Annotated in this window: 14 protein-coding genes; 13 read left to right on the top strand and 1 reads right to left on the bottom strand. The window is 53.9% G+C overall.

From position 1 onward, the window contains the following. Positions 1-2: 2 nt before the first annotated feature. Positions 3-2,684 (bottom strand): hypothetical protein, encoded by a 2,682-nt coding sequence (locus BLT38_RS08505; RefSeq protein ID WP_172838190.1) that lies wholly within the window; start codon positions 2,682-2,684, stop codon positions 3-5. A 1,951-nt stretch (positions 2,685-4,635) separates the two neighbouring features. Between BLT38_RS08505 and BLT38_RS08500 the strand changes: the two genes are divergently transcribed. The 13 genes from BLT38_RS08500 to BLT38_RS08435 all read left to right on the top strand — a co-directional run bounded on the left by BLT38_RS08500 (position 4,636) and on the right by BLT38_RS08435 (position 18,218). Beyond that, positions 4,636-6,843, top strand: coding sequence for a phage tail sheath family protein (locus tag BLT38_RS08500; protein ID WP_083344776.1), 2,208 nt, complete (start codon positions 4,636-4,638; stop codon positions 6,841-6,843). A gap of 15 nt (positions 6,844-6,858) precedes the next feature. Continuing rightward, positions 6,859-7,386: a phage tail protein gene (locus tag BLT38_RS08495; protein WP_083344775.1), complete on the top strand. Its 528-nt coding sequence runs from the start codon at positions 6,859-6,861 to the stop codon at positions 7,384-7,386. Positions 7,387-7,596: 210 nt separating this feature from the next. Beyond that, complete coding sequence (locus BLT38_RS08490) at positions 7,597-8,211, top strand: hypothetical protein (RefSeq protein WP_156785062.1); 615 nt, start codon at positions 7,597-7,599, stop codon at positions 8,209-8,211. Then, positions 8,208-8,876 carry a hypothetical protein gene (locus BLT38_RS08485; RefSeq protein WP_083344773.1) on the top strand — a complete coding sequence of 223 codons (669 nt, stop codon included), beginning with the start codon at positions 8,208-8,210 and terminating at the stop codon, positions 8,874-8,876. The genes BLT38_RS08490 and BLT38_RS08485 overlap by 4 nt, the downstream gene beginning before the upstream one ends. Beyond that, entirely contained in the window at positions 8,873-10,141 is a 1,269-nt protein-coding gene (locus BLT38_RS08480; protein ID WP_083344772.1) for a DUF4255 domain-containing protein, read from the top strand. The genes BLT38_RS08485 and BLT38_RS08480 overlap by 4 nt, the downstream gene beginning before the upstream one ends. Then, positions 10,138-12,048 (top strand): ATP-binding protein, encoded by a 1,911-nt coding sequence (locus BLT38_RS08475; protein WP_083344771.1) that lies wholly within the window; start codon positions 10,138-10,140, stop codon positions 12,046-12,048. Before BLT38_RS08480 ends, BLT38_RS08475 begins: the two co-directional genes overlap by 4 nt. Continuing rightward, positions 12,045-12,413: a hypothetical protein gene (locus tag BLT38_RS08470; protein ID WP_083344770.1), complete on the top strand. Its 369-nt coding sequence runs from the start codon at positions 12,045-12,047 to the stop codon at positions 12,411-12,413. The genes BLT38_RS08475 and BLT38_RS08470 overlap by 4 nt, the downstream gene beginning before the upstream one ends. Continuing rightward, positions 12,406-13,008 carry a hypothetical protein gene (locus BLT38_RS08465; RefSeq protein ID WP_083344769.1) on the top strand — a complete coding sequence of 201 codons (603 nt, stop codon included), beginning with the start codon at positions 12,406-12,408 and terminating at the stop codon, positions 13,006-13,008. Before BLT38_RS08470 ends, BLT38_RS08465 begins: the two co-directional genes overlap by 8 nt. 13 nt (positions 13,009-13,021) lie before the next feature. Beyond that, complete coding sequence (locus BLT38_RS08460; RefSeq protein WP_156785061.1) at positions 13,022-13,387, top strand: LysM peptidoglycan-binding domain-containing protein; 366 nt, start codon at positions 13,022-13,024, stop codon at positions 13,385-13,387. Beyond that, entirely contained in the window at positions 13,380-14,513 is a 1,134-nt protein-coding gene (locus BLT38_RS08455) for a hypothetical protein (RefSeq protein WP_083344768.1), read from the top strand. The genes BLT38_RS08460 and BLT38_RS08455 overlap by 8 nt, the downstream gene beginning before the upstream one ends. Positions 14,514-14,526: 13 nt before the next feature. Continuing rightward, positions 14,527-15,033, top strand: coding sequence for a phage baseplate assembly protein V (locus tag BLT38_RS08450; protein WP_172838189.1), 507 nt, complete (start codon positions 14,527-14,529; stop codon positions 15,031-15,033). A gap of 372 nt (positions 15,034-15,405) precedes the next feature. Next, positions 15,406-15,771, top strand: a complete 366-nt coding sequence (locus tag BLT38_RS08440) for a GPW/gp25 family protein (RefSeq protein WP_083344766.1) — start codon at positions 15,406-15,408, stop codon at positions 15,769-15,771. A gap of 422 nt (positions 15,772-16,193) precedes the next feature. Next, entirely contained in the window at positions 16,194-18,218 is a 2,025-nt protein-coding gene (locus tag BLT38_RS08435) for a putative baseplate assembly protein (protein ID WP_156785060.1), read from the top strand. Positions 18,219-18,286: the final 68 nt, after the last annotated feature.

Below are 18,286 nucleotides of genomic sequence, written 5' to 3'. Positions count from 1 at the left end.
TATTAATTGAGCGCCTGGAAACTGGGCTGAAGTGCCCTGTAAAGGGTTCCACCTATTTGTGGGAACTCGTACGCAATCCAGGTAAGTACCGGTACTGCGCCGAATGTGATCAATCGTAGATAGAAATCCCATCCAAGTTCGTTGGGGGTGGTGTCCGTGATGCGACTAAGGATTGCACTGCGGTGCATCTGGGCGAAAACGCTGATAAATCCGATACTCAACGCACCTAGTAGCAGAGTGAAGCCCCAATCCATAAATGCGTGCGGCTCAAAAGGAAACGAGTTCCACGCTACCAAAGCCAGCACAAACGTCGTTCCAACAGTCAACATTTGGTACCGCATGTTCAGCAGCACCGAACGAATGAGTGCAACATACCGGATGACAATGAAGTCTTCGGCAAGGTGTTCAAGAGACGGACTGGTGTTTTGGCGCGGAGCGGTCGCCTCTTTATCATCCGCAGTCGTCGCGGCCTGACGTTCCAGCGGACCTATCCGTTGTTCCCACCGGTCGGCGAGATAATGTCGAATCAAGCTAGTGGCAAAATCTGCATAGCCAGATTCGATGTGGAAGATGCTGCAGACATCTTTGTTGTCCGCCGGCATGTCCCACAACTGTTCAGACGGACATGGTGCGGAGGTACTTGCTTTCGCAGCCGGGTTTTCTGTAGAAGCTGCTGTGCCTCTGCCCGCATGGATGTGTTCCATCAGCGTGCGAATTTCGTGATCAATGCTCTGGTACTTAGTTGAGAGTTCCCCAAAAAGTTCAGGGTTATTCGCGAGATCAGGATGGTGCACAATCTGCCGGATGGCTTCAGTGGAACGAGACATGTCACGCCAGCGGATGTGCAGGCCCTTCTGTCGAAGCATGCTCATCCAGCCGCCGCTCTTGTATCCGTCAAACGCGAAGCGGATCGGCATTCGCTCCAACGGCTCCAATAGGCCCCGATTAAGTGCGGCCCAGATGCACAGCGTACGAAGCCAACCTGCAAAGGCAACCATAAGCAGTGGGAAAAACAATGCCTTGAGTAAGGCTTCATACATTGTCGGTCCCCACTTAACGACCAACGGTCTGAATACAAAGGAGTCCAGGCTGTGAATGCGAAAAAGAAAGAGACAGAAGACAAACAGGGCAACATAAACCGCGCCCAAGAGGATGTCTAACCAGCGGCCCGTGGCTGGATTGTTGTGATCTGCCGATGTCCCTTGTGTGCTGCTCATCTCCCGCGTAACACGAGATAAAAGTTCCCGAGTGATCAGTAGACAAGTGATATCGCTATAGAGGCAACAACTTCTGGGACGGCCACATGCTTCCAGAACATCGTCAGGAACGAACAAGGGATAGACATCATTCTTCGAATGGGAACCGGGAATAAGCCGTGGAAGGCGCGGTCGATGAATGTGTGAGAAACGCAGTCTCGCAACCTGGTACACGGCCCATAGATACCAGGCAGCTAACACCAGCGCGACCGGACAGAGCGGACTGACTCCGCTGAAAGGCTGCAGGCATCGAACACTGTGATAGAGGCCTGAGAACGATGGATATCCATAGAGCGTGTCACTTCTGCAGATCCTGCCCCACGCAGCCACGATTCCAAAGAAGGCGATGACTGACACACAGTTGAAGAAACAATATGGCTTGCACTTCGGACGATAAAAATAGCGCCACGTCTTCCAAGCAGTAGAGACCACCACTAACACCGCACCCAAGAGTAGGGCAATGGCTTCCCAGTATGAGCTGGCAGGAACGCGGAAGTAATCGTTCACGCGAAGCAACGGATAGGACGTTACAACGGACAGCGAGGCTAGCACGCTACCGCCGATGTTGATGTATACCGCACGACGGTTCGGTAGATCATTCTGATCGATTGCGAGGTCGCGGCTGAATGGTGACCAAAGGTCTGCTACGAGCAACCCTACGGTATGGGCTATGCAGACGAAGCAAAGAAAGCCAACAAAAATATGCCATGACAAGGCCGGAACAATTTCAGAGGTCGCGTCGAGAGAATCATGGAGTGATTTATTCGACGGTTGCGTCTCTCCTTTGTTGTTCCCTTTGAGCGCGTCCGCTTCGGAGCATAGAGTAAGCTTCGGAGCGGATATCTTGTCTGTTGAGATGCTTGGCAGGAGGCTTGTATCGTCGCTGCTGCACCAATTCAATACGGCGAGAGGATAGTAACTGTCTGTGCCGACTACTGAGGCCCACAGGGGTATATGAGTTTTCGATAGCCCGTTTGAATTGGTCTGAGGCGCTTGCTTCGAATACCCGGACAAAGCGAATCCTGGTTTTGCTGCTGTTCCACGAAATGCAAACGTGGCCGCGTTGTAAATCGATTCCGAGTGATAGTCCGAATGCATCCATCCGTTGCGATGTGCCGAATCCAACGACGATAGAAGATATGGAGAGATAGAGATAGAGCCTACATAGCTCGCATTCTCACCTTCGCGCTCGAACAGAAGATCGCCACCGCTGGACATAACCAATCGAGCATCAGGGCATGCCCGGTGTAGGAATTCCGCCAAAAACAAATCATCCAAAATATTCGACGCAGAAATCAGAACGAATTGAGTACGTGCACTCCTAAGTTGGTTTGCAATAGCCATCAGCTGGGCCTCTATGGAGAGAGGCGTTTGCGTTTTAGAGAAGCGCTCGACAGTATCATCTGCCGCATCGCCCTTGAGTGACAAACCAAGGTATGGTGTCGGAGTCGCTGGCGAACTTTTCTCATCGCTCGCGCTTGCGTTACGCAAGAGTGAGAGTTCACGGGGGAATCGAAGACTCAGGATTGCGTCTGCGCCCGTGAGAGGTTCATCATCCTTCCGATAACAGCCTCGTCCACCGGGAGGACATTTGGTCTGATTGGAGGAGGGAGCCGCAGGTGCTTCTTCGGTGCTGGAACCATACACAGTCCCAGACTCCGATAGGATGGCTACTCGTCCCAAGTCGAATCCAGAACGGAAGACAGCCTCAAGAAAGCGGTCTTGTTCAAAACCAGTGTTCTCGCCGAATGAGCGATACACGCCTTCCTCTGCAGGGTCTAGCTCGTGTGACGCGATGGCTGTGCTGGTGACACCCGTAATGGACAGCTTGGGATTGCCGAGGGCTAGGAGACCGGATGACAACCCCGCATATAACGAAGCAGCCGTACCTGAATAGGACGGCCCGATAACCGAGAGGACATTCTCGGTGCGTTGGACGGATAGGTGGGCGCCATACGACTTCTGAAGATATTGGTCGTAGTGAAGGGCATTCTGAAGCTGTTCGCCATTGATGCCCAGGGAGGGTGTCTCGGCAACTAAGAAGAGATAGACGACCTTCCGATAGCTGCCCCATGAATACTTGTTGCGCGCCGATTTCGCGACATCACTTTTTACAGTTTGCGACGGCCATTCGCGCGGTTCCGGAACATAGCGAAGAACCACCAACCCCGGCTGACGTTCGCGTTGCGGATTGCTATGCGGGGGATCTGTGCTCTGATCGGATTCGGTGGAGCTGGCACGCTGCTGCCAGGGAAGCCAGTAGTAGCTACTGAGATAGTGACTATCGGCTGCCGCAAGAAGAATGGATTCCAATGTCCTATCGAAATCGAGAGCCAGACCGCTGTGGATAGGATCAGGGACGACCGCGATCATAGAGGTTATGTCTGCGGGAAGCTCATTCGCCGAGTCGTCGGAAGTCTTGGTGGGTGAAGGTATATTCCATCCCGTCGTATCATCCTCGGATTCGCACCCCCCTGCAGTTTCGGAAGGTGCGGTGCCCGTCTCGTTCGTTTGTTGTGAGTGAGTATCAGCGTTTCCGACAGCAGCCCAGTATCGGCAAGATGCCACCCATGGCCCTTCCCCCTTGGCCGCCTGTCCGGCGTGGGGTGTACTTGAAGTGTTCGAATGTGTCGGGCCAGAAGTACTCTTGTGCCCGGTTTGGAGCAAAATGCCGGCCACGAGTGTGAGTGCCACGGTAAGTGAACCGGTTAACTTGCCCACAGTGCTCTCTCCAATAAGAACTCTTCAGACAAAAAACGCGTAAGGACTTATGCGCAATGGAGCTTAACCAAGCCCCGAGATACAGCGTTATCGCAGATGTTGTAATGCCAGCACGGGCCATACCCCATGCGTTGGTGGAGTACGTACGACCAGGGGAAGCACTGCAGATGCGTTCTCGTTGAGCCACTGCAAAAGACGGGGAAGTGCAGTGGCCGAATCTTAACAAGTGCGCAGGTCAAGTCAAGAAAATTGTCGTTTGCGTCGTCCCATGTTCGATGAGGTTAGCGGTCCTGCATCTTCGAAAATGCCACATAGTCCATCTGGGATTGGCAGTCTTTGAGCGATAGCGAATGTTCAATTTTCGCGCATTGATGAATGCACAGATAAAGCTAGGGGCTTAAGACCTATGCGTCATAGATTCTTGTCTTCGGCATTCGGTGTTATTTCATCCCTCGATATACCGGTAGAGCCGAGAGTTATGGGGAAATTTCCGGCTTTCTTCTCTCATCGAAGAATGGGAAATTATCTTGACTCGGAAATTGCTGCGGCATACAAGGAATCGACTCGTAGTTAGCCCCCAACCCCATCGCGAGTTCATTTCCACTCGTGGACACATAGTGCCGCACAACCGCTGAGCTTTCACGGAAAGGCGAATCCCATGGGAACGTATACGTATCCCGGTGTTTACATCCAGGAGATTGAATCACCGGTACACACCATTGCATCGGTTGCCACTTCAATCACGGCATTTGTGGGTTATACCCAAAGCGGAATTGATAACCGTGCGGAACATTTGTATAGCTTTGCGGATTACGAGCGGGTGTTTGGCGGTCTTGCATCAGACAGCGAGCTGAGCTACGCCGTTCAGCAGTTCTTTCAGAACGGAGGCAGTGAAGCGTATGTTGTGCGTGTTCCGAAACACGGTGCAAGCTATGCGTCTTCGACCTTCGGCGGAATTACTCTCACCGTGTTGAGTAGTGGTACGTGGGCGAATGGAAACCTTGTCGCGGACATAAGCTACGACAACCTTGATCAGACAACTGTCCCCACCGCGTTCAATCTAACGATTACAAATCTTGTCGATGGGACCGTTGAGCAGTTCCCAGGTCTTTCACTGAATCCTGCGCGCAAGGATTTTGCTCCCACTGTGGTGAATGATCCGGATTCAGGATCGCAATTAGTAAGCGTGAAGGTCCAAAGTCCCGCGCCCACTTCGCCCCCCGCGCGTACCGGTTTGGTTGGAAATGCCATCACCGTGGCGAGCACTCTTGGGAGTGCATCGAAGAAGCTGGCTGTTACCGGAACGTTCGCCGTCGTAAAGAATTCGGCCACTGCGACTGCTTCGAATCCACTTAATTTGCAGGCGCTTCGTGTTGGACAGTTCCTCACGTTCAATGGCGATACGACGAACGGCGTGTATACCGTGACAAAGCTGGATGCCACAAGTGGCGCAGTCACTCTTGGCGCTCCCTTTACGGGCGATGACAACCCGGCCGCGACAGGCAATATCTTGCAGTCGACTGCAAACGGAAGTTATTCACTGAGCCTGGGGGTGAGTAGCCCGGCAACGCTGTCCCCGCTCCCCATAGACGTCACGGTGTTTGCCGACGGCAGCACGATCCCGCAGAGTCTCATGGGTATTGCGCAGGCTCTGGCACGGGCTTTGAATACAGCGCTTCAGTCAAAGCTTCCGGGGAGTGCCGCAACCGTCAGTGTGGCGACCACTACGACGGACAGCAGACTGCGCGTAGTGGTTATGCTCCCGGAAAACCCGGATGCAGTCATCACGATTGGTGCTCCAACAGGCGGCGGCAACAACGCTTCGACATTATTGGGACTGGGGACTACTGCAAACGTGGCTCAGTATTCTCTTGGAACGGGACATGTCTTCGGATCACAAACGGCTTCTGTTGAAGGTGGCGACGGTACGGGCCTGCCGCAGACGGGAGATCTGATCGGAGATGAATTGGCTTTCACAGGAATCTATGCACTGGAGAAAGTCGATCTATTCAACCTGCTAAGTATTCCTGACGCCACCCGGGCAAATCCGGGCGATCCATCTTCACTCGATTCGAATATCGACCCCAATGCCATCTATAGCGCGGCGATTTCGTTTTGTGATGCGCGCCGTGCATTCCTGCTGGTTGATCCTCCGCCTAACGTGAATACGCCGGCGGCTGCGGTGGATTGGATATCAACGCAACTCAATGTGCAGGATCGGAATGCTGCTGCGTTTTTTCCACGCCTACGGTTACCGGATCCTTTGAATGACTATCAACTACGCACCTTTGCGCCGTCAGGTGTGACGTCAGGCGTGTATGCGCGTACTGATGCTTCGCGTGGCGTATGGAAGGCGCCTGCAGGAATTGACGCGCAACTGATGGGCGTTCAGAGCATGGTGTACAAGCTGACCGATGCGGAGAACGGAACGCTCAATCCGTTGGGTTTGAACTGCTTCCGAAATTTTCCGGTGTATGGATCAGTGTTGTGGGGAGCGCGTACGACTGTTGGGGCAGATGCCCGGGCAGATGAATGGAAGTATGTACCCGTGCGGCGACTAGCGCTGTTCTTGGAAGAGAGCCTGTTCCGCGGAACGCAGTGGGTTGTATTTGAACCGAACGACGAGCCTTTGTGGGCATCCATCCGGCTGAATGTCGAAGGTTTCATGAATACACTCTTTCGACGCGGTGCTTTTCAAGGCTTGACTCCGCAAGAGGCTTACTTCGTGAAGTGCGACAGCACCACAACCACACAGACGGATATTGATTCCGGTGTGGTGAATATCCTGGTTGGTTTTGCTCCTTTAAAGCCAGCAGAGTTCGTGGTGATTCAGATTCAGCAAATGAACAGCCAGTCGGCGTCCTAAGGAAAGGAAAAGATTATGGCGGAATTCGTAGTGAATGCGCAGAGATTCGATCCGTATAAGAACTTTAAGTTTCGGTTGAAGTGGGACGGCCGCTATGTAGCTGGTATCAGCAAAGTGTCTGCTCTAAAGCGAACGACCGAGGTCGTGAAGCATCGCGAAGGGGGCGACGCTAGTACCAGTCGTAAGTCACCTGGACGCACCGAGTATGACGCGATCACCTTGGAACGGGGTGTGACACATGATCCTGACTTCGAGGCATGGGCGGCCAAAGTGTGGCAGTTGCAAGCAGGTCTGGGAGCCGAGGTATCTCTAAAAGATTTTCGCAAGGACGTGATTCTGGATCTTTACAACGAAGCGGGTCAGCTTGCGATCAGCTACAAAATCTATCGTGCGTGGGTTTCTGAGTATCAAGCTCTGCCGGATCTGGACGCAAATGCGAATGCCGTCGCAATCCAGCACTTGAAGCTCGAGAACGAAGGATGGGAACGCGACACTTCCGTTACAGAGCCGACGGAACCGACATTTACTTCAACACGCGCTTGATCTAAACGATCGAATAAACATTCCCCACAGGGTTGTTATGGCCCTGTTGTATGACTTGCTCCACGAGACACATGCCTGATTTACCACGCGCTTTGCGTGAGGCGGAGAGCACAGATGCGTCCATTGGAAGGAGAACGTCTACTTCAGGCATGGGAAGACGCTGCGGCGTCTGATCCTGTGCGGCGGCCCTTGCGCATATTGATGCATGGCATGCTGGAGACGAATGCTTGTGATTTGGAAGATGTGTCGCTACTCCAACGCAATCGATTCCTGCTGGAACTGTACGCTGCCTCGTTCGGAACGCAGTTGCACGGATTCGCATTGTGTCAGCACTGCGGTTCTGCAATGGAGTTTGATAGCGACGTTGCAGGATTACTGAGTAGCCTTCCTGAATCCGACGAAAGTACTGGGAGCCCGATGCTAAGGATTACCAGTCGCATGCTGCTTCACGCTCTATCCAAAGATGATGCTCTAAGTCGTGAACGCGCTCTCCTGTCGTTGTGTAGCGGCAGTGATCCCGACGACACGAGCACATTGGAAGAATCGTCACTGGAAATGCTTCGATCCGAAGTATCTGAAAGAAATGCAGATGCAGAGATGTCTTGCATCCTTCAATGCGTGGAGTGCGATGAAACCAATCGAGCGGACTTTGATCCTGCGCATTTCGTGTGGTTAGCCCTGCGTCATCGCGCCTCCGCATTGATGGCGGATATACACGATATTGCCCGTGCGTACGGCTGGGCAGAAGGTTCGATTCTTGCAATGTCCTCGATACGCCGCGAAGCATATCTGGCCAGAATTGCGGGTGAGAGGGCAGTCGCATGAACGACCTACTCTCACGTGTTCTGCAACGCGCTACCCATCCCGGCGGAGGACTGGAGCCTTTGCGCGCCTCACGTGTCGCACTGCGCGCAGGTGCGGTAGCTTCTATGACATTTCCTGCAGAAGAAGTTCATGAGAAAGTTGCGTCTGCGGATGTGTCGACTACGACTGTGACACCGATTCCTAACGGATCGGGAGTGCCCGTTCGCGGGCCTTCGATACGTGGCGAGGTAGGAGCAAACGCTGCATTAGACGCCGCGCCTCAACTGCGAACCGAACAGGCTCTGAAGGATGAAGCATTAGATGACGATTTGCGACACGCGACCACAGTCCGTCAGTCAGCAGATACGGTCAAAGCTATGGCCAGTGAGCCATCTGCCTTCGTCGCAGACAGTAGTCAAGCAGAGTTTCTCAGCGGGCATTCTGAAAGAGAATCCTTCAAACCGCTCACTACGCGAGCACTGATATCGGCCGTTGAGGCGCCTCGCGAGATGGATAAGGAAGAGATCACGCATCCGCCCGAATCCGCGATGTTACCTGCGTTGGAAATATCAATTGGGCATATTGATGTGCAGGCTGCTATAAGAGCGCCGGAACGTCCTCGTACTCCAGCTTTCCGTCCACGTGTTTCACTCCATGATTTTCTTGCCAGGAGTGGTCGGCGATGAACGGATACCTGGCGGTTGGTGGCGTTAGCGCAGTGTTGCGGTCGTTGCTCCTTGGGGCACTTACCGATGGCGGCCCTGCGACGTTGTTATCTTCTCCGACTGCCATCAGTGCAACATCGCCAGATCTGGTACCAACAGGAGCGGATGAACAGCCACGGCTCAATCTGTTCATGTATTACGCCAGCTTTAACACCGGATATCGCAATGTACAACTTCCCAGTCGCGATTCCGCTGGAGGACTATTAACCAACCCTCCATTGGCATTGAACCTTCATTATCTTGTTTCAGCCTATGGCGGTAATCAATTTGATCCGGAAATCCTGCTGGGATGGGCGATGGAGGTATTTCATAACAACCCGATCATTGCGCGGGAAGCGATTTCTGATGCTTTAGCGGCATTGGGTTCCGCCACAGAAGAGGCAAAGCTGGTCAGTCAGAGTGCGCTTGCGAGCCAGTTCGAACTTCTGAAAATTACACCGGAAGCACTGTCTAACGAAGAGATTTCGCGATTGTGGATGGCCTTTTCCACTCACTATCGGCCGACAACCTCCTACCAGGTGTCGGTAGTTCTCATCCATGACACACAACCTGTACGCTCAAATCTTCCTGTTCAGGCGCGGAATATTGCCGTGCTGCCGTGGGACATTCCTGTGATCGATCAGATCACGCCAGCCGTTGCCACAACTGGCGACACACTTACGATTACAGGCCGCAATCTGTTGGGCGACGCCCCTCAGGATACAGAGGTGTCATTTGCTGAGGCCGCACCGATCAGCGCAGCAACAGTGCAGGCAACAACAGTTCGAGTGACGATTCCAGACACCGTGCTGGCCGGAGCTGTGCCTCTTCGCATTGTGCGTTCGGTTGAGTTTGGTACAGCCGCCGATCCACATCGAGCATTTGAGTCCGGAAGTTCTGTCTTTCAACTCGTGCCTACGCTGAAGGATGTCACGCCCGTAACACCTGCATCGGTGATCACTGTCGCACATGGAGCAAACCTGACTTTGACGATCCAGCCTGCGGTGGCGCGCAATCAAAGAGCGAGATTATTCGCAGGAAATCTGTCTATCGAGATTCCCGCTCGTCCGCCGAGTGCACCGGATACATCCACGCAGTTGATGTTCCCCATTCCAATAGCCTGGGGACCGTTTCAGTCTCCGTTGCGCGTGGAGATTGATGGAGCACAGAGCTTGCTGATCGTGGATCAGAAAGATGGAAGTCCCACCCAAGGACAGTTCTTTCCGCAGTTAAAGGTGACGGTATGAGTGGACAAACACAAACCGAACCCATGTTGGCTGACGAGCTTGACCGCGTATACGCGTTGGTCAGTGGCGAAGAGGCTGTTGCTGCATCTGGGGATTACGTTTCGGTTGTAAGTTGCCGACCACTAGAGCGGCTTATAACGCAGTTTCGCTTGAGTACGTTTGAACGTGATGTGTTGTTGCTGTGTGCGGGAGCCGCTCTGGAGACGCGCTTTCTACACGCATGTGCGCGTGCCAATGGCGATGATCGCGCTCAGTGGCCTACGTTTGCCATGGCAATGACGGTGTTAGACGGCGCGCACTGGAGCACGCTGAGTCGTTTGCATCCACTTCGCTATTGGCGTTTGGTGGAGGAGGGACCGTCACCTAGTCTGTTGCAGGCGCCATTAAAGATTGATGAGCGCATCCTGCAGTATCTGTTGAGCGTGCCTTCGCTGGATAGCGTGCTGGAATGGCTGGTTCGCCCACTCGTAAGGTCTGAGGTTGAAACAGCGGATCAGGATGCACAGCGAATCGCGATGCACTGGCAAAGAGAAACAATGCGCGCTGCACAGCCAGTCGTAATTCAAGGCAACGATTTCGCTGCCGCCAAACGGATCTTTCAAGAAGCATGCAGCCGCGTAGACCTAGTTCCATTCGTACTGCGTGCAACGGATCTCCCCACCACGACAGCGGAGCGGGAAATTGCCGCACGCCACTGGACGCGCGAAGCTGTCCTGACAGGCGCTGCGCTGTTGTTGGAAACATCATCCGCCGACAATGCCGATGCTGTTGCGGCAAGTCTAGCGTGGGCACGTTCCGTTGAGGTGCCGCTGGCGATTTATGCAGAGCCGGGCAGCGCAGTAGAGCGGATCGAAAGCTTACCTATCCGCATGTCGCAACCGGGGCGCGAAGATCGTAAGCAGCTTTGGCTGGAAAGTCTGGGACCACCAGCCGCGTCTTTGAATGGGCAGCTTGACGGTCTGGTGGATGCCTTCCGCTTCGATGAAGGAACGATTCGGTTGGCTGCTCTGGATGTTGTGTCTCGGCGGTCGTTAGAAGATTCCGGAACGCTTGCGGAGACCCTATTGCAAAGCTGTCGCGATCATGCACGACGTCCGCTGGAAGGGCTTGCGCAACGCATTGATCCACGAGCGCATTGGGATGACTTGGTCCTTCCAGACACACAGAAAGAAATATTGCGTGAGTTGATGATCCACGTGCGTCATCGCCGTCGTGTACATCAAGACTGGGGATTTTCTTCACGGTACGGACGAGGTATGGGACTTACATCGCTGTTTGCTGGGCCTAGTGGCACCGGCAAGACCATGGCAGCGGAGATACTGGCTGGCGAGTTGGGATTGGATCTTTACCAGATCGATCTGGCTGCCATCGTGAGTAAGTACATTGGTGAGACCGAAAAGAATCTGAAGCGCATTTTTGACGCCGCAGAGCAAAGTAGTGCAGTTCTGCTTTTCGATGAAGCGGATGCATTGTTTGGTAAGCGTAGTGAGGTAAAGGATAGCCACGACCGTTACGCCAATCTGGAGGTGAGTTACCTCCTCCAACGTATGGAGGCATACGGCGGTGTTGCCATCCTGACAACGAATATGCAGAGAGCCATTGATCCAGCCTTTCTGCGAAGGATTCGTTTCATTGTTCAGTTTCCATTTCCGGATGAGTCATCGCGTCGCCAGATGTGGTCGCGTGTCTTCCCGGCCGCAACACCCACGGAAGGCCTTCAGCCGGAGAAGCTGGCGCAACTGCATATATCGGGCGCGGTAATACGAAACATTGCGATGCACGCTGCCTATCTGGCCGCAGAAGATGATCTGCCCGTAAGGATGAGTCATATTGCAGCCGGTGTACGCACCGAGTACACCAAGATGGACAAAGTCCTGACTCCTGCGGAGACCGGGGGGTGGGCATGAAAACAAATGCACCCAAGCTGCCATCTGGATCAAATCCAGTTCCACAAAGTGCAAGCGTGGCTCGATCGCTGCCGCAAAGTATCAACCTGCGGGTGGATAGCGTGTCATTGCGTGGCTTTGGGCGGGACGCTGGACCTCGCTTTCACAACGCGTTGAGGGAAGCCATGATGCAGGGAATCCAGCAGCGGCGCGACCTTTCGTTCGGGCACAATCTGCAGCTGGATCGTATATCGATACCGCCTCTTGCCGCAGGTGCGACGGTGGAAGATGCAGCTCGACAAGTGGCCTTCGGACTGCTGCGCGAATTAGCGGCGCGTGCAGGAAAGAGCAAAGCGCAGGGAAGAGAGGAGAGAGCACATGGCTAATATCTCTCCTCGTTTACAGAAGGGTGCGATTGTTCTGCTGGAGCCCAATACCGGTATTCCGATGGGACGGATTGAACTTCAATACAACCCGGAAAGCATCACGCGTTCCTTGAAACCGCAGACTCCAGGGGAAGAGCCAGACCGCAGTGAAGTGTTGCGCTTAAAAGGTCCGCCAATAGAGACGATCCGGCTGACGGTGGAGTTGGATGCGACAGACAGTCTGGAAACGGGAGACGCTACAGCGACCAGTGTTGGGCTGCAGCCACAGATGGCGTTGCTGGAGACGCTTGTCTATCCGACGAGTACGGAACTGATCGCAAATGAAATTCTTTCGCTGATTGGAACCATCGAGATTCTGCCGATGTCGTCGCCTTTGACGTTGTTGGCGTGGGGAACAAATCGGGTAACTCCGGTTCGCATTACGGGATTTGAAATTACCGAAGAGGCATTTGATGCGCAGCTAAATCCGATCCGCGCAAAGATTGCGTTGGACCTGCGTGTATTGAGTGTGAGCGATACAGGATTCCTGTCGCCCGCTGGGGCGGTGTACATGGCGTATCAGATGGGCAAAGAAGCAATGGCACGCAAGGCCTGAGGAGGATTGGGAAATGAATACCGCACTCGCATCGCTGATTCAGTCCGCCGCAGGAACCGGTGCGCCGACGAGTGCGTCTAGTCGCTACTATGGCGCAGCGACTCAGGAATATGTGGGACCTGATGGAGTTGCCGTGCGCTATCTTGCACGGAGGATTCTTCCGCAGGCGGCGGTCTATGTATCCACGCGCAGCTATACCGTGGTGCAGGGTGATCGTTTAGACAATCTGGCTGCGAGATTCCTTGGCGACCCAATGCTGTTCTGGATGATTGCCGATGCGAATGCAGCGACAGATGCTGAAGCACTGACGGACGAGCCTGGCAATGTTATTCGCATACCGTTGGCGTCCAACCTCCCCACGGGAGCGCGCAATGGCTAATGGCCTCTACCTAACGCTCCTTGCAGGACCAGTGGTGGCGGTTCCTGTGCCCAAGCCCGTTACAGATGCGCTGACGGCTGTTGAGATTACGAATTCCTCTGACCGCAGCGGATTCCAACTCACTTTTACGCTCGCCAACAACTCGATCATGCAGACGCTGTTTCTTCTCGCTGCAGGAAGTCCCATTCCGATGTTGCGAGTCATTCTGATGGTCACCTTCGGAGGCATTCCACAGGTCGTGATGGATGGCGTGATCCAGCATCACGAGATCGCTCCAGATGCGATGCGAGGATCTTCCAAGCTGGTGATCACCGGACAGGATTTGTCAGGGATGATGGATCTCATCGACATGACGGGTCTGCCGTATCCGGCGATGACACCGGATCTTCGTGTGTTGACCATCCTTGCGAAGTATGCGGCCTTTGGTATTGTCCCGGTGGTGATACCGGTTCCTGCACCTGACGTAGAAGTTCCCGTTGAAAAGATTCCGATGCAGGAGGGAACAGATCTGCACTATATCCGAAAGCTGGCGGATGACGTGGGCTATGTCTTCTACGTTGATCCAGGCCCAGCGCCAGGAACCAGCACAGCGTATTGGGGACCGAGTATGCGGTATGGAGTGCCGCAGCCTGCATTAAACGCAAACATGGATAGTTGGACAAATGTCGAGTCATTGAACTTCCGTTTTGAAACTCAGTCGTCCGTTATGCCAGTTGCGAACATTCAAGACCCTACGACGAAGGCGGTGGTCCCTGTTCCTTCAACGTCGGTAACTCCATTCAGTCCGCCTCTGGGGTTGGTGATTCCGCCGCAGCAGAGGATCGAGATGCTTGAGGACGTATCCAACAAACCCGTCGCGACTGCGTTGATGAAGTTGTGGGCAAAGGCAGTGGAAACAGGTGATGTAGTTACAGGTGATGGAACGCTGGATGTTCAACGCTATGGAGCTATCTTGAAAGCTCGAGCATTGGTGGGTGTGCGCGGTGCCGGTGTTGGGTTTGATGGGCTTCACTACGTGGACAGCACCACACACACCATTGAGGCGGGGCAATACAAACAGAGTTTTACGCTGAAGCGAAATGGATTGATTTCGAATATCCCGCTTGTCCCGGCAATGCCTTATTGAAGGAGGAAGACGGTTGGCGAAGTTCTTTGGCAAATATCGCGGCACTGTTCTGGCAAACGTTGACCCGATGCAGATGGGACGTTTACTGGTACAGGTGGCGGGTGTGGCTGGCGCACTGCCTTCTACGTGGGCGATGCCATGTCTTCCTTTTACTGGAATTCAGAGTGGAATGTACGTGGTCCCTGAAATCCAGTCTGGTGTGTGGATTGAGTTTGAGGCAGGCGACCCGGATTATCCGATCTGGGTAGGAGGTTTCTGGGGTAGCAGCGCTGAACTACCGGCCCTTGCACTTGCAGGTACTCCAGGATTGCAGCAGTTAGTAATTCAAACTACTTCGCAGAATACTTTGATGATCAGTGATACTCCGGGACCTACAGGCGGAATTTTGTTGAAGACTACAGCAGGCGCCATGATCGCGATCAATGAGACCGGTATCACCATCACCAATGGACAGGGCGCCACGATCATGATGACGGGCCCCTCCGTAACGATTAACGAAGGGGCGCTGCAGGTGGTGTAGCAGTAGAAAGGGAGGCAGCAATGCCTGGAGCTTTAGTGCAGGTAGGAGCGACGGTTTTATGTAGTCATGGTGGGCAGGCTATGCCTACTGCGCCGAATCCACGAGTCATGTTGAGCGGCGCACCATCTTGCCTGATCTCCGTGCCTTGGGTGGTGTCGGGATGTCCCTTAGCGTCTATACCCATGCCGCCGTGTGTTACTGCTCAGTGGGTGACAGGCACTACACGCGTGCTTTCACAAGGACAGCCATTAGTAGTGCAGTCAGGGCAAGCAGTATGTGTGCCAACAGGAACGCCACTTATGCCGTTAGTGACACAAGTACGCGTAATGGCAACGTAAGCGACCGGTTGTAGAGCAATCGGAAGAGGTTGATATGGATTTGCGCTATCCCTACGGCTTCGATAGCACCGGCAATACAGCCCGGACATCTCGTCTTGCGCATATACGCCAGATGATTGAACAGATCCTGCTTACCGCACCTGGGGAACGGGTGAATCGGCCGACATTCGGTAGCGGAGCGTCGCGACTGGTGTTTGAACCAAATAGCGCGATGATGCTCGCAACACAGAATCAATTGATCCAAGGTGCGTTGCAGCAATGGCTACTGGATGTGGTGCGCGTGGAATCCGTTTCTGTCCAGGGCGATGATTCAACAGTATCGATCACGGTGCAATACACGGTGCTTGAGACAGACCAAACCCAGACGGAACAATTTCAAGTGGGAGAGGGGGCCGTATGACGTACTTATGTTCGACGCAGCGGCGTCGCGCCCAGGTCTTGGCACACTCTTCTTTGAATGGCATCGACTACGTGGAAGTGATAGGTGCTCCTGGGTGCGGGAGCGATCTGGACTTAACGTTACTGCGTCCTCCGCTCGTGGCTCCGAGTGTGGACCAGATATACATATCAGGCGGTGCTCCAGTAAACGTTTTGAGCGCGCAGATGATCGGAGATGTGCCATCACGTACACTGCGCATTCGTCTTGATAGCACGGGGGATTTTTCCACGTACACCCTAAGCCTGCGTGCAGGTGAAAACGCGCAGGATCCTCCGGATACATTTGATCCGCGGTTATCTGAAGTAACGTTTTCATTTAAAGCTGGATGTTCTTCTGTCGCAGACTGTTATGTCGAGAGTTGCTGCAACGAGAACGCTCCGCCAGTGCCTGCCATCAACTATTTAGCTAAGGATTATGACGGCTTCCGGCAAGGAATGCTGGATCGTATGTCTGTTTTGATGCCAGCGTGGAACGAGTCTCATGCTGCAGACGTGGGAATCACTTTGGTGGAAGCGATGGCATACGTCGCGGACCGTCTGAGTTATATGCAGGATGCCGTAAATACCGAAGCGTATCTTGATACAGCACGCAGCAGGATCTCTCTCCGTCGCCACGCGCGGTTAGTGGATTATCGAGTAGGCGAAGGATGCAATGCGCGCTCGTGGGTGTGTGTGGCTACGGCGAAAGATGCGCTATTGCTGCCGGCGGGAACCAACTTCTATGTGCGTACCGCGGGTGTGCCTCCTGTTTTGTCTCCGGATAATCCTTCACAGACGGCACTCCTGAAAGCGCTTTTATCGAATGGGCAACCGGTGTACGCCAGCATGGCCGACGCCCTCCTTTATCAGGAACAGAATGCGATCGATTTCTACACGTGGAGCGATACGAATTGCTGTCTTCCACAAGGGGCAGTGGGGGCCACGTTATCTGGCAATCTGACCACGCTGCAGGCGGGAAGCGTGCTGATTCTGGAAGAGGTGTTGGGCGCAAAAACCGGTAAACCCGATGACTCGAACCGTGTTCATCGTTGGGCAGTGCGACTTACAGAAGTGCGCACTTCTGACGATGAGGGAAAACCTCTGGTAGACCCGTTCAATAGTGCTCCTGTCACAGAAGTCACGTGGGGAATCGCAGATGCATTGCCGTTTCCTCTCTGCATCTCGTCTACGTTGGACGCAGAGCATGGTGGCAACACAATCTCGGGTGTAAGCCGCGCTTGGGGCAACGTAGTCCCCGTTGACCAAGGTGTGTGGGTTGCAGCAGAGTCGCTTGGCACTGTACCGGATGCTCCGGAAGCGCCCGTCTCAAGTGGATGTACATGCAGTGGAAGTACAGACGCAGGAGTGACTCTGGTTCGATATCGTCCAACGCTTGCTTCGGGACCGGTTACATTTCAGCTTCCATTCGATCCGTTGGCTGCGGCGAGCACATTCCTGAATCCATTAACGGATGCTTCAGCTGCTAAGCCGCAGATCACGGTGATGGATGACAATGATCGGCTATGGACACCACAATCGGATCTGCTAGCGAGCGATGAAGAAGATCTTGTCTTTGTACTGGAGATTGAAGATGGAGGTGCAGCTTCTCTTCGCTTTGGGGATGGGCAATATGGTGCAGCAGTTGATCCGGGACAGCAGTTCGTCGCAACGTATCGCATTGGCAATGGCCGCGATGGTCTTGTAGGTTCCGATGCGTTATTGCACACGGTGACGACGTTGCCACTGATCTCTGTGCGCAATCCACTGCCGGCTGCGGCTGCGGTCGACGCAGAGTCACCTGAGCATATCCGTCAACATGCTCCCTTTGCATTCGAATCGCAACTAAGGTGTGTGACGGAAGATGATTACGCTGTTGCTGCTTTGCAGGACAGCGACATAACCCAAGCTCGGGGAACGATGCGATGGACAGGTTCTTGGTATGCAGGATTCGTATCGGTTGAGCCTGCGTCCTCAGCGCCATCAGACCTCGCCACGCTGACGCTAAGCCGTCTTGATCCGTTGCGAATGATGGGCACGGGATTAGCGGTCGAAGACGCGATTATCGTCGGACTTCGCATCACCTTGGCGGTTTGTGTGGCTTCGAATCGATTTCAGAGTGATGTGTATACGGCCATCATGCGGCGCTTTCTTTCTGGATCGAGTTGCGACGGAAATGTTGCGGTGCTGAAGGCAGAGAACTTTACTTTTGGTCAGACCGTTTATGCGAGCCCGCTGATTGCTGCAGCTCAGGCGGTGGATGGCGTAGTGTCAGTGCGGTTGGTGCGTTTCGAACGGATGGATGAACCTTCAAGTACGCCGCGGCAGCAAGGCTATCTCACCATGGGAAGACTTGAGATCGCACGCTGCGACAATGATCCGAATCGGCGTGATCACGGAATCTTTTCGTTGCAGATGGAGGGTGGGCGATGAGTGGCTGCCATTCTCTTGAATTGACACTATGTGGATGCTGCACGGGCGAGACTCGATCCACGCCTGAA

Source organism: Terriglobus roseus (genome assembly GCF_900102185.1).
GTDB classification, from domain to species: domain Bacteria; phylum Acidobacteriota; class Terriglobia; order Terriglobales; family Acidobacteriaceae; genus Terriglobus; species Terriglobus roseus_A.
Note: the sequence above shows the minus strand (reverse complement) of the source record. Positions and strands in the feature narration are given on the sequence as shown.

Bases quoted from the DNA above. Each gene is read 5' to 3' on its own strand.
- BLT38_RS08500 (WP_083344776.1), top strand. From the start codon at position 4,636: ATGGGAACGTATACGTATCCCGGTGTTTACATCCAGGAGATTGAATCA.
- BLT38_RS08495 (WP_083344775.1), top strand. From the start codon at position 6,859: ATGGCGGAATTCGTAGTGAATGCGCAGAGATTCGATCCGTATAAGAAC.
- BLT38_RS08490 (WP_156785062.1), top strand. From the start codon at position 7,597: ATGCTGGAGACGAATGCTTGTGATTTGGAAGATGTGTCGCTACTCCAA.
- BLT38_RS08455 (WP_083344768.1), top strand. From the start codon at position 13,380: ATGGCTAATGGCCTCTACCTAACGCTCCTTGCAGGACCAGTGGTGGCG.
- BLT38_RS08480 (WP_083344772.1), top strand. From the start codon at position 8,873: ATGAACGGATACCTGGCGGTTGGTGGCGTTAGCGCAGTGTTGCGGTCG.
- BLT38_RS08460 (WP_156785061.1), top strand. From the start codon at position 13,022: ATGAATACCGCACTCGCATCGCTGATTCAGTCCGCCGCAGGAACCGGT.
- BLT38_RS08440 (WP_083344766.1), top strand. From the start codon at position 15,406: ATGGATTTGCGCTATCCCTACGGCTTCGATAGCACCGGCAATACAGCC.
- BLT38_RS08465 (WP_083344769.1), top strand. From the start codon at position 12,406: ATGGCTAATATCTCTCCTCGTTTACAGAAGGGTGCGATTGTTCTGCTG.
- BLT38_RS08475 (WP_083344771.1), top strand. From the start codon at position 10,138: ATGAGTGGACAAACACAAACCGAACCCATGTTGGCTGACGAGCTTGAC.
- BLT38_RS08470 (WP_083344770.1), top strand. From the start codon at position 12,045: ATGAAAACAAATGCACCCAAGCTGCCATCTGGATCAAATCCAGTTCCA.
- BLT38_RS08485 (WP_083344773.1), top strand. From the start codon at position 8,208: ATGAACGACCTACTCTCACGTGTTCTGCAACGCGCTACCCATCCCGGC.